Source organism: Oleiharenicola lentus (assembly GCF_051660365.1).
Taxonomy (GTDB): Bacteria; Verrucomicrobiota; Verrucomicrobiia; order Opitutales; family Opitutaceae; genus Lacunisphaera; species Lacunisphaera lenta_A.
The window spans coordinates 3,616,531-3,630,489 of record NZ_JBOZXB010000001.1 but is presented as its reverse complement, the minus strand read 5'-3'; the positions used below and the strand labels follow the sequence as shown (position 1 = coordinate 3,630,489).

The 13,959-nt window shown below is 60.3% G+C and carries 12 protein-coding genes; 1 reads left to right on the top strand and 11 read right to left on the bottom strand.

Annotated elements, in window-relative coordinates:
* The first annotated feature begins 97 nt into the window (after positions 1-97).
* Complete coding sequence (locus tag ACRRQW_RS14195; RefSeq protein WP_438482181.1) at positions 98-2,290, top strand: FUSC family protein; 2,193 nt, start codon at positions 98-100, stop codon at positions 2,288-2,290.
* Here ACRRQW_RS14195 and ACRRQW_RS14190 read toward each other — a convergent pair.
* The 11 genes from ACRRQW_RS14190 to ftsW are packed head-to-tail and all read right to left on the bottom strand — an operon-like array spanning position 2,287 to position 13,949.
* Positions 2,287-2,913 carry a LysE family translocator gene (locus ACRRQW_RS14190; RefSeq protein WP_438482361.1) on the bottom strand — a complete coding sequence of 209 codons (627 nt, stop codon included), beginning with the start codon at positions 2,911-2,913 and terminating at the stop codon, positions 2,287-2,289. The genes ACRRQW_RS14195 and ACRRQW_RS14190 overlap by 4 nt on opposite strands.
* A 31-nt stretch (positions 2,914-2,944) precedes the next feature.
* A complete protein-coding gene (locus ACRRQW_RS14185; protein ID WP_438482180.1) occupies positions 2,945-4,669 on the bottom strand; it encodes a GspE/PulE family protein in 1,725 nt (574 codons plus the stop codon).
* 2 nt (positions 4,670-4,671) lie between these two features.
* Positions 4,672-5,196 carry a hypothetical protein gene (locus ACRRQW_RS14180; RefSeq protein ID WP_438482179.1) on the bottom strand — a complete coding sequence of 175 codons (525 nt, stop codon included), beginning with the start codon at positions 5,194-5,196 and terminating at the stop codon, positions 4,672-4,674.
* A gap of 16 nt (positions 5,197-5,212) precedes the next feature.
* A complete protein-coding gene (obgE, locus tag ACRRQW_RS14175; protein ID WP_438482178.1) occupies positions 5,213-6,244 on the bottom strand; it encodes a GTPase ObgE in 1,032 nt (343 codons plus the stop codon).
* Positions 6,245-6,285: 41 nt separating this feature from the next.
* Positions 6,286-7,566 (bottom strand): cell division protein FtsZ, encoded by a 1,281-nt coding sequence (ftsZ, locus tag ACRRQW_RS14170; protein ID WP_438482177.1) that lies wholly within the window; start codon positions 7,564-7,566, stop codon positions 6,286-6,288.
* A gap of 3 nt (positions 7,567-7,569) precedes the next feature.
* Positions 7,570-8,784: a cell division protein FtsA gene (gene ftsA, locus ACRRQW_RS14165; RefSeq protein ID WP_438482176.1), complete on the bottom strand. Its 1,215-nt coding sequence runs from the start codon at positions 8,782-8,784 to the stop codon at positions 7,570-7,572.
* Positions 8,774-9,748: a cell division protein FtsQ/DivIB gene (locus ACRRQW_RS14160; protein ID WP_438482175.1), complete on the bottom strand. Its 975-nt coding sequence runs from the start codon at positions 9,746-9,748 to the stop codon at positions 8,774-8,776. Before ACRRQW_RS14160 ends, ftsA begins: the two co-directional genes overlap by 11 nt.
* Entirely contained in the window at positions 9,745-10,674 is a 930-nt protein-coding gene (locus ACRRQW_RS14155) for a D-alanine--D-alanine ligase family protein (protein ID WP_438482174.1), read from the bottom strand. The genes ACRRQW_RS14160 and ACRRQW_RS14155 overlap by 4 nt, the downstream gene beginning before the upstream one ends.
* Positions 10,671-11,663: a UDP-N-acetylmuramate dehydrogenase gene (gene murB / locus ACRRQW_RS14150; RefSeq protein WP_438482173.1), complete on the bottom strand. Its 993-nt coding sequence runs from the start codon at positions 11,661-11,663 to the stop codon at positions 10,671-10,673. Before murB ends, ACRRQW_RS14155 begins: the two co-directional genes overlap by 4 nt.
* The gene (locus ACRRQW_RS14145; RefSeq protein WP_438482172.1) at positions 11,647-12,795 is read right to left on the bottom strand and encodes a UDP-N-acetylglucosamine--N-acetylmuramyl-(pentapeptide) pyrophosphoryl-undecaprenol N-acetylglucosamine transferase; all 1,149 of its coding nucleotides are present in this window, start codon (positions 12,793-12,795) and stop codon (positions 11,647-11,649) included. Before ACRRQW_RS14145 ends, murB begins: the two co-directional genes overlap by 17 nt.
* A complete protein-coding gene (ftsW, locus tag ACRRQW_RS14140) occupies positions 12,792-13,949 on the bottom strand; it encodes a putative lipid II flippase FtsW (protein WP_438482171.1) in 1,158 nt (385 codons plus the stop codon). The genes ACRRQW_RS14145 and ftsW overlap by 4 nt, the downstream gene beginning before the upstream one ends.
* Positions 13,950-13,959 lie beyond the last annotated feature (10 nt).

Sequence of the window (13,959 nt, the reverse complement as noted above, 5' to 3'; positions counted from 1 at the left end):
TCAAGGTTTTTCTCCTAAAAAGACGTTCCGGAATTCGTAACCCGTTAAACACCACAGTTGCGGCACTGCAATTTTCATCCCTCATTGCATCCGACACATGAACGCACTCGTGGTGAAATGGCGCGATTACGTGGAGCGGGAACGGCTGCAGCCGGACCTGAGCCGGGCGATGCGTGCCACCCTCGGCTTCATGGGCCCGATGCTCGCAGTGCAGTTCTGGCATTTGCCCGTGGAAGCGAGCTTTGCGGCGATCGCGGCCCAAAATATCGCGATGGTCGATGTGCGCGGCTCCTACCCTCTGCGGTTAAGTTTGCTGCTCGCCATGACCGCCGTGCTGGCCGGCTCGGTGTGGCTGGGCGGCGTGGCGGGCGACACCTTGCTCTATGCCCTTGTAGTCACGGCGATTGTTACCGGCATCACCGGGGTGTGGCGTCACCTCAGCATGGAATACGGCGCGTCGCTCGCTGCGGCGTCCGGCCTGCTTTTTCTAATTTCCATCGCCCATCCTGAAGGCGACGCCGTCGCGAACCGGCATTTTCTCGCGACGCTCGCGGGCGGATTTTGGGGGCTGGCGATTCAGGGATCGCTTTGGCCGTTCCGCGCACAACACCCGTTGCGACGCACCGTCGCCGACAGCTGGCTCGCGCTTTCCGACCTGCTGGAGGTCATGGCGCCCGATGAGAAAATTTCTGCCGCCGAGCGCCATCGCGCGATCATCGAAAAACAAGCGCTCCTGCGCACCGCGCTCGACCAAGCCACCGCCACCCTCGCGGCAGTGCCGGCAGCGAAGCCCCGCCCCTACCTCAAGCAACTCGACGACCTCAACATGACCGCCGCGCGCCTCGCGACGCGCTTCATGGCATTTAACGTGTCGCTCGAAAACGTGATGGAGAAACCCGCGTTCGCTTCGATCGCGCCAAGTTTTTCCCCGCTGATCACCTCGCTCACCAACACCGCACGCACGGTGGCGCTCACGATCGTATCGCGCCAGCCCTCGCACTTCGCCTCGTTCGAAGTGCGTTTGACGCGCCTGGAAAATTTGCTGCAAGCGCTGCAGGAACGCGTCCTCGCGCAAACCGACCACGCGTCGGAAGGCACGCAACTCACGTTTATCCTGCGGCAGATCTCCGCGCTGCTGCCGGCCGCGGGCAACGCATTGCGCTCCGCGACCGAACGCGCCGACGAACACACGGCGTTTTCGCGCGAGTTGTTCGACGTAAAAACGTGGACGCTGCGCCCGCTGGCCTCCGCGCTCAACTTACAATGGCGACCCGATCCGGCGCTGCTGCGTTTCGTCGCGCGACTCACCGTTATCCAACTAATCGGCGTCGGTATTTTTAAGTATTTCAATCTGCAACACGGCTACTGGTTGCCGCTCACCGTGCTCGTCGTCTTGCAGCCCGACTACGGGTCCACGCGGTTGCGCGCCAGCCAGCGCTTGATTGGCACGCTCGCGGGCAGCGTCGTCGCGAGCGGCGTGTTGTGGCTGTCATTGCCGCCGGGCGTGCTCTTCGTCGCGATGGCCGCCACCATGTTCGGCTTCGCTTTCTGGCTGAAACGAAATTACTCGATCGCGGTTTTTTTCATCACGCTGTTCGTGGTGCTCATCACCGAAATCTCCACGAAGGTCACGCTCGCGTTCACCCTCGAACGCCTCGCCGCCACCGCCTCCGGCGGCGTGCTCGCGCTCGTCGCCGCGCTGTTGTTCTGGCCGGTGTGGGAACGAAAAGTGTTTCCGCGGCTACTCGCGCGAGCGCTGCGCGCCAACCGCGATTTTCTCACCACGATCGACCAGCGGCTGCATGCGGGCGGCACTTACGACGAGCCGGCCATTCAGGCAAAACGCGCGGCCGAAGTCGCCAACAGCTTCGTGTTCTCATCGCTCCAACGCATGTCAGCGGATCCGAAAAATCAACAAACTGGCATCGATGCCGCCGCGGCGCTGGCGAACGGCAACCAGCGCCTCACGCAGTCGCTGACCGTGGTGGCGTTGCACCTCAACCGGGAACTGAGATTTGCCCGACCCGAGTTGCACCGTTTCAGCGAAGTAGCTTCCGAGATTCTGGAGACGCTCGCCCACGGTTTCGAAACGCACGACCTACACCCTGCGCAAAGCACGGAGCTACGCCAGACCCTCAACCAAATCGCGCTCACGATTCCGCCGGACGCCAAGCCGGCTGAAACCACCACGTATCTCCAGTTCAGTCGTTGTGCTACCGAGCTAGGCGCGATGTTACTCGCAATCGACTCCGCCCAAAACGCCACCACGCCACCGTTCGAGAACGACTAGCCAATCGTCGCGAATGCGAGGCTCACCGCGAAGCCCAAAAACACCACGCCCAGCGCGCGATCAATCCAGTGGCCATAACGCAGGAAGCTGCGCCGCACGCGTTCGCGCGTGAATACAAACGCGACGAAACTAAACCACGCCATCGTCGTCAGCGTCATCCAGAGCCCGTAGCCCGCTTGAACAATTTTCGGTGTCGTAACGCTCACCGCCAGCGGAAACAGCGAAATAAAAAAGAGCGCGGCCTTCGGGTTGAGCAAATTGACCAGAAACCCCGTCGTCCACGCCGCACGATCCGTTGGCGGCACGACGCTCGTCGCGAGTTCCATGTCACCCGTGCGCGGTTTCGAGCGCAGCGCCTGCACGCCTACATAGGCGAGATACGCCGCGCCGAGATATTTCACGACCGCGAGCGCCAGCGCGGAGTTTTTCAGAAATAACCCCAGCCCCAACAAACAATACGCGATGTGCACCGAAAGCCCGCACCCGATCCCGACGCTCGTCCACACCGCCGCGCGCCTTCCGTGGGTCACGCTCTGCTTCAGCACGATCGCAAAATCCGGCCCCGGACTCGCCACCGCGAGCGCATGCGCCATCATGATCGTCAGAAACTCTCGCCAGTAAATCATGGGATGAAACCGCGCGATTGCGCCGCCACTACCGCCGCAATTCCATGTCCTGCGGGACGTTGCTCAAGGCTTCGGCGAGAGTGGTGAGACCGTCTTTCACTTTAATGACGCTGTCCTGGTGCAGCGTCTTCATGCCGTTTTTCATGCAGATGCGTTTCAGCTCGGCGGTCTCGGCTTCCTTGTTGATCGCTTCGATGAGTTCTTCGTTGTTCACGAGAAGTTCGTGAATGCCGAGGCGGCCTTTGTAGCCGGTGCTGTTGCACTTCGGGCAACCGGTCGGATTGGCTTTGAAAATCTGTCCGCTCCAACCGATCGCGCGCTCCATCACTTCCTTTTCGCGCCCCTCCGGCTCGTAGGCCACGCGGCACACCTTGCAGACGCGACGCATCAGGCGTTGCGCGCACACGCAGACGAGTGACGACGAAATCATGAACGGCTCGACGCCCATGTCAGTCAGACGCGCCACGGTGCTCGGAGCGTCGTTCGTGTGCAGGGTGCTGATGAGCAAGTGCCCCGTGAGCGCGGCCTCGACGGCGATGTTGGCGGTTTCCTTGTCGCGAATTTCACCGACGAGAATGATGTCGGGATCCTGACGCAAAAACGCGCGCAAAGCCGCGGCGAACGTGAGGCCGATCTGCCGGTGCATCTGCATTTGGTTGATACCGGGCAGTGTGTATTCGATCGGATCTTCGGCCGTGCGGATGACGATGTCCTGCGTGTTGATCTCGTTCATCGCCGAGTAGAGCGTCATCGATTTGCCGGAGCCGGTCGGGCCGCAGTGCAAAATCATACCGTAAGGCTGGCGGATACACTCGCGGTATTTGGCGAGATTTTCCTCAGTGAAACCCAGCGCGGGCAGCGGCAGCGTCGACTTCTGTTTATCGAGAATACGCATCACGACACCTTCGCCGTGATTCAACGGCGCGGTCGAGACGCGTAGATCGATGTCGATGTTCTTCTTGTTATACTGCTTGAAAACAATGCGTCCGTCCTGCGGCAAACGTCGCTCGGAGATGTCGAGGTTACACATGATCTTCAGGCGCGCGACGAGCGCACCAGCGACCTTGGCCGGCAGACGAAGCTTTTCCTGCGTGAGCCCGTCGATGCGGTAACGCACCACGAGTTCTTTTTCCCACGGCTCGATGTGAATGTCGGACGTGCCGGCGAAATACGCATCCTCGATGATCCGATTCGCGAGTTGGATGATCGGCGCCGAATCCTCGCTCGTGAGATCCTCCTCTTTGATTTCCGCTTCCGTCTCCTGAAATTGCGCGCCGAGCTGATCGACGACATCGGCAAACTGCACGTCTTCGCGAACCTGGTCTTTCTTTAATTTATCGCGGATGTCCGTTTCTTTCCCGAGCAAGCGGATGACGCGTAGTCCGGTTTTTTCGGTGATTTTCGCCGCAAGCGCGGTTTCAAACGGATTTGCGAATGCCACCAACAGGAAGTCGCCCACTTTGCCGACTGGGAGAATTGTGTTCTTCTGGCAGAATTCCAAATCGATGATCTCAAACGTGGCGGGCTGGACTTTGAACCGCGCCACGTTGAACGGCGTGAGCCCGAGCGCGCGACACTTCGCGAGCTGCAACGGGAAATTCGTGATCTTGTATTCCGTGAGGAGAATCTGATCGAGCTGGTCGCCCGTCGGCTCATCGGGGCGCGCGAGTAGCGCCGTTTTTTGCTCGGTGGACAATTTCCCCATGTCCACCAGCTTGTCGACGATCTGAGTCTGGACGCGTCCGAGCGGCATGGTCAGGTCGCCGGTTTAGGCTTAGGGGCGTCTTTCGCCGCCTGGTCACGCTCAGTCTGCACGCGGTCGAGAAACTCCGCGATGATCTCCATCGTCGTCGCCTGCCACACGAGGTTTTTGCCGAGCTTTTTTTCCCAATGCGCGCGCACCGCGGGGCTCAAATAATACGCGGTCGCGATAAAATAAAAATCCTCATCCTTATCGTAAGGCACGCTCCACGACGCCCAGCACGCGCCGATATCCAATCCGCGCTTCACGTCTTCGGGGACTTCGTAGCTGCGCAGATCCACAACGCCCACCGTGTGCTCGTCGACCGCGCAATTAAGCAAATCCTGCTCGCGCAGCACTTTTTTTTCATCAACCAGCACGCTCAGCACCGAGCTGCGGCGCAAATCACCCGTCGCGGAGATTTCCAGCAAACGCTCGTTCGCTGTCTCGAGGTCTTCGAACTTCACCAGGTTGTGCTCGATCAGCGCCGAGCCCAGCAAGCGGTTGGCGCGCAAAAGGAGTGGCCGGTGTTCCGACATGAGACGGAGAGATGACTCAGGCTTTCGCGGCTGACGATTTCTTTTCCTTCGCGCGCATCTTCAGGACGCGTTTTAACAATTCTTTCCGAAGCTTCGGAATACCGACCTCGCTCAAGCAGGAGATCGGGATGATATCCACTTTTGAGTAGCGCTTCTTGAATTTCTTGATGTTTTCGACGGCCGCGTCCTCATCCATCTTATTCGCGACCACAATGCGCGGCTTGTCCAGCAACGCTTCGTCGTAAAGTTCGAGTTCCTGCAAGAGCTGCTTGTAGTCGTCGCGCGGATCACGCGTGTCGGTGCCCGCCATGTCGATCAGGATGAGCAGCAGTTTGCAGCGCTCAAGGTGGCGCAGGAAACGGTGCCCGAGTCCCTTGCCTTCGTTCGCACCGGCGATGAGTCCCGGCACGTCCGCCATGACGATGCGCTCATACTCTTCCACGTAATCGATCACGCCAATCTGCGGATGCAACGTCGTGAACGGATACGGCGCGGTTTTAGGACGCGCATTCGTGATGAGATTCGTGAGCGAGGATTTGCCGGCGTTGGGAAAGCCCACGAGGCCGACGTCCGCGATGCTCTTCAATTCGAGTTTGAACTCCGCAATCTCGCCGGGTTCGCCCGGACCAGTTTTGCGCGGCGCGCGCGTGACGGATGATTTGAAACGCGTGTTACCAAAGCCGCCCTTGCCGCCTTTGCACAAAACAAACTCCTGACCGTCTTCGAGAATTTCCGCGACGACCTCGCCAGTGTCTTTGTTGTAGGCGACGGTGCCGAGCGGCACGCGCAGGATCGCGGGTTTGCCTTCGCGACCGTTACAATCGCTGCCGAGGCCGTGACCGCCGCGTTCACCGTTCCAGTGCGGCTTGAATTTGAAATCGATGAGATTGTTCTGGTCGTCGTCGCCGCGCAGGATGACATCGCCGCCCTTGCCGCCATCGCCGCCGTTGGGGCCGCCCCACGGTTCGTATTTCTCACGCCGAAAACTGGCGCAACCGCGCCCGCCGTCGCCCGCACGTGCTTTGATGGATGTCTCGTCGATAAACATACGCCTAAAACGCGCAAACGGCGCGATAAGTCAAAGGTTACTCAGACGGTGATCTTGATGCCTTTGCGCAGGTAAGTCGGCACGTCGAGATCCTGCCCTTCGAAGAGATTTCGGTCGGATTTGCCGAAGGAACCGCGGTTTTCCACGGGCTCTTGTTGGAAACCAAACTCGTCCTGCTTCGGCTTATTGGGGTCGGCCAGCAGTTCGTCGTCCCTTATGGAAACTGCCGATTTGGCGGGCCCCGCATCTGCAGAAAGCAACGCTGCCGTGGCGGAAGCCGAAACCTTTTCGCTGGGCTTGCGCGGCGCGGTCGCAGCCGGTGCGCGGCGGACAAAATTGCGGCCACCCATGTCAGCCGCGCCCATCACGCAAATTTCAACTTTGCCCTGTAACCCTTCGTCGATCGACGCGCCCATCACGACGTGCGCTTCGCGCCCGAACTCATCCGTGATCGCAGACATGAGTTCGTTCACCTTCGTGAGACTCAAGTCGGCGCCGCCGGTGATGTTGACTAAAAGACGATCCGCTTTGCGCGCGTATTCCGGCGTGTGCAGCAGCGGGCATTGTTTCAAATCCTCGAACGCCGCCATCGCCGCGTTTTCGCCTTCGCCCACGCCGAGGCCGAATAAAGTTTTGCCGCCACGCTGCTGGAAAACCGTGCGCACTGCCGTGAAATCCACGTTAATCAACCCGGTGCGCGAGAGCATCGACCAAATCGACTTCACGCCGCGACCGATCCATTCGTCCGCGCGCGCGAACGAATCGAGGACACTCGTCTGTTCCGTGCCTTCCTGAAGCAGCATGTCGTTGGACAACGGGATCACCGCGTCGCACACGCGACGCAATTCCGCGAGCGACTCTTCCGCCTGTTTGCGGCGACGACCGCCTTCGAAACTAAACGGAAGCGTCACAAACGCCACGACAAGCGCCCCATTTTGCGAAGCGATTTCCGCCACGACCGGGGCAGCGCCTGAACCGGTGCCACCGCCCAAACCCGCGACGAGAAAAACCAAATCCGTGCCTTTGACGATCTCGGCAATTTTGTCCGCGTCGGCTTCGGCGGCTTTAGCGCCGAGTTCGGGATCGCCGCCGGCGCTGAGGCCGCGCGTGAGCGAAGTGCCGATGAGCACTTTGTCTTGCACGGGGGACGTGCTAAGCGCTTTGAAATCGGTGTTGATGACCGCGAGTTGCAAGCGGTCGAGATTCTCCATCTTGAGCCGGTCGACGGCATTCGAGCCGCCGCCACCGACGCCGACGAGCTTGATGCCGACATCGCGATCCGCGAGGGCCTCGAGCGGAAGTTCACTGTGCAGGTTGTCCATGGCTCAGGTCGAAAAAAGTTTTGTCAGGTTACTCAGCAAGCCGGTCTTGCGGCGCGGCGGCATCGCGTGCTCGTAAGCGCCGCGCAAGCCGAATTGGAAAACGCCCAGCACGCTGCTGAACATCGGATCGGCGAGTTCTTCCTTCACCCACGAAGGCGATTCGCCACGACGAGCCGGCACGCCAAACACGCGCGACGCAGCTTCTTCGATTCCCGGCATGCGCGAAGAACCGCCCGTCAGCACGACGCCCGCACCGCAATGTTCGGGCGCGAACGCGTGGCCGAGTTTCTGTTTCACGACTTCGAGCAGTTCGAGCATGCGCGCCGCAGAAATCGTTTCGATGGCGACCTTGGCCAACTGTCGGTCGCCGAACGACGCGTCGCCGTTGAGCCAGACTTTTTCGGATTTGTCGCGCGTCTGCACCGTCGCGCGTGACCAGCGCATTTTCAACACTTCCGCCTGCGCGGTCGTGACGCGCAAGCCGAGGCTCAAATCGTTTGTCACGTGATCGCCGGCGACCGGCAACGTGCCGGTGGTCAGCACATGACCGTCGCGATACAGCACGTAATCCGTGACGCCTTTCCCGATATCGATGACGAGCGCGCCCTGCGTGCGTTCTTCCAGCGTCGTGAGCAGCGAACCGCTCGCGAGGCTCGCGAGCACAATCTCGCGCACTTCCAGATGATAACCGCCCACGACGTGGATGTTGTCGCTCACTTTGCCTTCGTGGCCATGGACGATCCAATAACCCACTTCGAGCCGGCGACCGGAAAGATGTTCCGGATCCGGCACCGCGCGACCATCGAGCCGAAACGGGCGACGAATTTCGTGAATGCGCGACCGGCCTGCGGGGAGTTCTTTTTGTTTCGCGAGGTCGCACACCGACGCGATGTCGAGCGCCGTTACCGTGTTGTCGGCCGACTTCACGTTGACCGAACCTTCGTTATAGAAACCATCCAGGTGACCGCCGGTTTGCGCAATCCACACTTCCTCGATTTTGATGCCCGCGCGCTTTTCAGCCATTTCGAGCGCGTGATGCGTCGCTTCGCAGGCGGCCTTGTAATCGACGACTTCGCCTTTGAGCACGCCACGCGAGGGCGCGACGCCCACGCCGATGATATTGAGGCTGCGCCCGCGGGCGACCTCACCGATGAGCACGGCAATTTTACCGGTGCCGATTTCGACGGCGGCGATGATTCTGCTGCTGTTAGAGATCACGTTTTCGCTTAATGGGTGGAAGGTTCTTCTTGGAATTGGGAAGCCCGGCGCCGGCGAGTTCATCGGGCGTCTGCTCAAGTTCAACGGGCACTTGATTCTCGATCGTGAGATTCACCGACTTAAACACCGGGTCAGGCATCGTGTGAACGCGATCGATGATGTAGTCGAGCCGCGCGATCTGTTTGTAGAAATCGAGTTTTCGGCTAAACAAAATTTTCGGGATTGTTTTCGCCTGAACCGCAATCTCCTCGTTGTCGTCGAAATGCGCCATCGAGACGATCAGCCATTCCCGATACAAATGCGGGGCTTGCAGCTGGGCCGTGGAAAGCAGCGACGAAACTTCTTCCATGCCCGCGATCGGCTTGAAGCCCGCTCCGTCTTTCACAAGCGTGACGCCATCCAACACCGGCAGCGAGGCCAGCAATTCCTTCGAGTAACCCACGCCGAGATAAACCGTGCCGTCTTTCGCCACGAGCCATTCACGGGCATCGAAACCGCCATCGAAAATCCGCGCGACCGGCGAACGTTCCTTGAGCGTCACCACCAGCGTGTCGGGAAAGCTGCGCGTGAGCACGACGACTTGCGCCTGTTTGCTTTCCAATAATTTCTCGCGCAGCTCCGGCAGTTCGAGCGCCATCAGGCTGATATTTTTCGGCAACTGCAGGGTGTCGATCACCCACTTTTTATCGAGCACGCCGCCGGGAGTAAGCACCGCGATTTCCTTTAATGGTTCGCTGTGCACCGCCGAGGCCAGGCCGACGCGGTCCGTTTCCCATGAATAAATCACCGAGTAAATCGCCCACCCTGCCGTGCCGAACACCGCGCACAGCCCGGCGACTTTCGTCCACGCGATAAGGCGACGACGGCGACCTTTGCGCGACATCGCATCCGACTTCACGTCCTGCCGGATCGAGCGCCACGAGCCGCCCGTTTCCACTGGGGAAATTTTCCCGGCTGACTTCACCGCTTCGCCTCCGCGACGTTGAAGCGTTCCACCGCCGCCGAAACCATTTCGCGACACAGCGCGATAAAATCGAGCCCGACACAGCGCGCGCTCATGGGCAGCAGGCTGGTTTCCTTCATGCCCGGCAGCGTGTTGATTTCGAGCAGGTAAATTTCACTGTCCGCCGAAAGCATGAAATCGATACGGGCGTAGTCACGGCAACCGCACGCCGAGAACGCCGCCTCGGCCGCGGTGCGCATCTTGCTCGCGAGTTCCTCGGAGATTTTGGCCGGCGCGAAATACTCCGTGAGGCCTTTCGTGTATTTGCTCGTGTAGTCGAACACCCCTGACTTCGGTGCGATCTCCACGATGCCCATCGCGCGACCGCGCAATACACCGACCGTGAATTCGCGACCAAGAATACGTTTCTCGATGACCCAATCGCCCTGGCGGATGCCGTTCATGGCGATTTCGAGACCCGCCCGCGTCGTGATGATTTGCAGCCCGACACTGCTGCCCTGCCGGTTCGGCTTCAACACGACTTGATCACCGAGCTCATTCGATAGCGCCGACGCTGCGGGTTTCGCGGTCGCGTGGAAATTTTTACCGGGAGCGACTTGCACGCCCATCGCGGACACCGTCTGGCGCGTGCGCCATTTATCGAACGTGAGTTCGCTGCCTTTTGCATCGCAGCCCGCGTAGCAAATCCCCGCGCCTTCCAACAAACGCTGCATGCCGCCGTCCTCACCGAAGACGCCGTGCAGCGTGGAGCAGACGATGTGTTTGCGCGGATCGAGGCCCGGCGGCAACGCGTCGGAATCGATCACGAAAAGTTCCGTGGGGTAGGAATAAGCCATCGACAACGCGACGGCCTTGCCCGAACCGAGTGACACGTCGCGCTCCGGCGAAGTGCCTCCTGAGAATACTGCAATAGTTGGTGTGCTCACAAAACGTCCCTCCAGTCCTGCCCGTAGAGCAAAACCTCGGGTTCGAGGTCGATGCCTTTCGCGCTTTTGACTTGGGCGCGGATTTTCCGAACGAGCCCGATGATGTCGGCGCTCGTCGCGTGACCGCGATTTACAATGAAGTTGGCATGCACCGTGGAAACTTCCGCATCGCCCACGCGTTCGCCTTTCAAACCGGCTTCGTCGATGACGCGGCCTGCCGACGTGCCCGTCGGATTCTTAAAAATGCAGCCCGCGCTCGGCTCGCGCGGCTGGGACTCCACGCGCTTCTTTTGGTAAGTGTCGATCTGCTGACGAATCTCGCTGGATTCCACCGTCGCCGCCGGTTTCAGAAACGCGCCAAGCGCGATCGCGTGGTGCAGCTCTTCACAATGCCGGTAAGCGACGTGCATCTCGGATTTTTTGAGCGCACGCACGTCGCCGTCCATCGTCATCAGGTGGACTTCGTCGACGACATCGAACATCCAGCCACCCATCGCGCCGGCATTCATCCGCAACGCGCCGCCGACATTTCCGGGAATGCCTTCGAGAAACTCGAACCCTTTCAAGCCGGCCTTGATCGCGAGGCCGCACAAATTTTTAAGTCGCAAGCCCGCACCCGCCCACGCGCGACCGTCAGCCTGCGGTTCAAATTTTTGCCAGTTGGCGTGGCCAAAATTGATCACCAATCCATCCACGCCCGAATCGGGAATCACAAGATTTGAGCCCCGTCCCAGCAACAGCACCGGCAACGCGAGGCGCTTCGCTTCGACGATCAACTGCCGCAATTCCTCCGAGCTCGCCGGCTCCGCGTAAACGCGCGCGGGGCCGCCGACGCGCATCGTGGTCTTGCTCGCCAGCGATTCGCGCTCGGTAAATTTGGTGCCTGCCGCCAGGCGCGGGCGCACGGACGCGACAAACTCCTGCCAGAGCGTCTCGTCGATGGGCTGCGCGCGCGTGGTCATGATCGAAAACTCAGGCCGCACTTTCATGGTTGGAAGGCGCGGGCGCGTGACGCATGTGACGCGCCGGCATCGTGCCAGTCGCGAGATTTTGCAGATCGTTCACGATGATCTCGATCGAGTTTTCCTGCGACATGCGGTGCAGGTTGATCCGGAATTTCTTGAGCAGCCAGTCGTTGAAAATCACATCGAGCACTTCCTGTTTCAAAGTCGCCAGCGATTGCTCTGCAACGACAACACCGCCGCCTTGCTGTTCAAAATTCAGCGCGTTGGCCGCCTGGTGATTGTCGGCCGCGAAAGGATACGGAATCAAAATGGCCGGCGCTTCGCAGCGGACGAGTTCGGCGATCGTGCCCGCGCCCGCGCGGCTCAACACGAGATCGGCGGCCGACATCAACACGCCTACGCGATCGGAAAAGGATTCAAACTGCACTTTCACGGACTGGCCGCTGCGCGAACGGAACTCGCGCACGCCTTCGCTGCCCTTGCCCAAACCGGTCACGCAATAAATCTGCACGCCCTCCGCCGTGAGCGCCGGGATGTTTTGTTCAATCCACCCGTTAAGATTCGCGGAGCCCTGGCTGCCGCCGAGCACCACGAGCAAACGCTGGCCGACATCGAGTCCGAGTTGCGCGCGCGCTTCATCGCGCGGGAGCCGCACAATTTCCGTGCGCACGGGTAAACCGGTGTGGCGAATCAGCACGCCGCGCACATTCGGCAGGCGCACGCCGGGCGGCAGATAGAGACGTTTCGCAAGGCGCGACAGCACGCGGATTGCGCGGCCCGGGACGCGATTCGCTTCGTGTAACGCCACCGGAATGCCCAGCAAACGACCCGCGACCACCACGCCGGCATTCGTGAAGCCACCGAAACCGATGATCGCATCGGGACGATTCGCGCGCAGAAAACGCAGGCTGAAAATCAAGCCCTGCGTCTGCCGCAAATGGAAATTGATATGCTTGTCCGGACGCCACGAAAACGGCACGCCCGGCACGCGCTTCGTGGAAAGGTGCGCGTATTTTTCGACCAAACGCGTGTCCACTTTCTTCTGGCTGATGAAAAGCGTGACGGTGTGGCCGTGCGCGACGAGCGCCTCGGCGAGCGCGATGCCCGGCGAGAGATGTCCACCCGTGCCGCCGCAGGCGATGACGAACTTGCTCACGCGGTCACCTCCGTGAGCGAACGCCGGCGCAGGAGCGGCTTCGGGCGTTCCCACGTGCGCGCTGAGTTGATGACGATGCCGACGAGCAAACCCATCAGCAAAAGATTCGAGCCACCCGCGCTGATGAACGGCAGCGACATGCCTTTCGAAGGCAGCAAGCTGGTCACGACGCCGAGATTAACAATCGACTGCATCGAGATGAGCAGGATGCAGCCGGTCACGAGGAGAAATTGAAACAGATTCGGGGCGCGTCGCACGTGCATGAGTCCCGCGACGAAAATCGTGCCGAACAAAATCACGACCGTCAGCGTGAAGATCAGGCCCATTTCTTCTCCGAGAATCGCGAAGATATAATCGGTGTGCGCTTCCGGCAAAAACGCGTTTTGCTGGCGACCGTTGCCGAGCCCCACGCCATCGACGCCGCCCGAAGCCAGCGCAACGAGCGCCTGATACGGTTGGTAGCCGGCATCTTGTTTGTGCTCTTCCGGGCTGAGGAACGAGAGCACGCGCGTCATGCGCACAGGATTCAACGCCACCATCACGGCGAACGCCGCGACGGTGCCGAGAACGCACGGGAGCAAAAATTTCAACCGGGCACCGGCGAGGAAAAGCAGAATCAAGCCCACGGATCCGAGCAGCGCGGTAGCGCCGTAGTCGCTTTCAAGGATGATGAGAATCGCGAACGAACCGATCAGCAGACACGGATAGAGAAACCCTTTCACGAAATCGTGCAGGCGGCTTTGGTTGATCGCGAGGTAGTGTGCGAGCGCGAAGACCATCGCGATTTTCGCAAACTCGGAGGTTTGCAGACGAAACGAACCATAGCCGAGCCAGCGCCGACTGCCGTTGACCGAGATGCCGACGAGCAACGTCAGCAGCAGTGCGAAGAGCGCGAGGCCCATGATCGGCCACGCGAATTTGCGCAACTGCTCGAGATCGACGCGCGCCGCGAGCCACCCCAGCCCGATCGCCATGCCGAGGAAAATAAACTGCTTATACAAATACGCGTAAGGCCCGCCCTTGATGGGCGAGCTCGCGCTGAACAACACGACCAGCCCGATCGAGATCAACGCCGCCACGCAAACCACGATGACGCTCGCGGGCGTGATCGTGAGGTGTCGGCGGGGGACCGCGGCGCTCGTCGAACTCACCATGGCAGTGGCG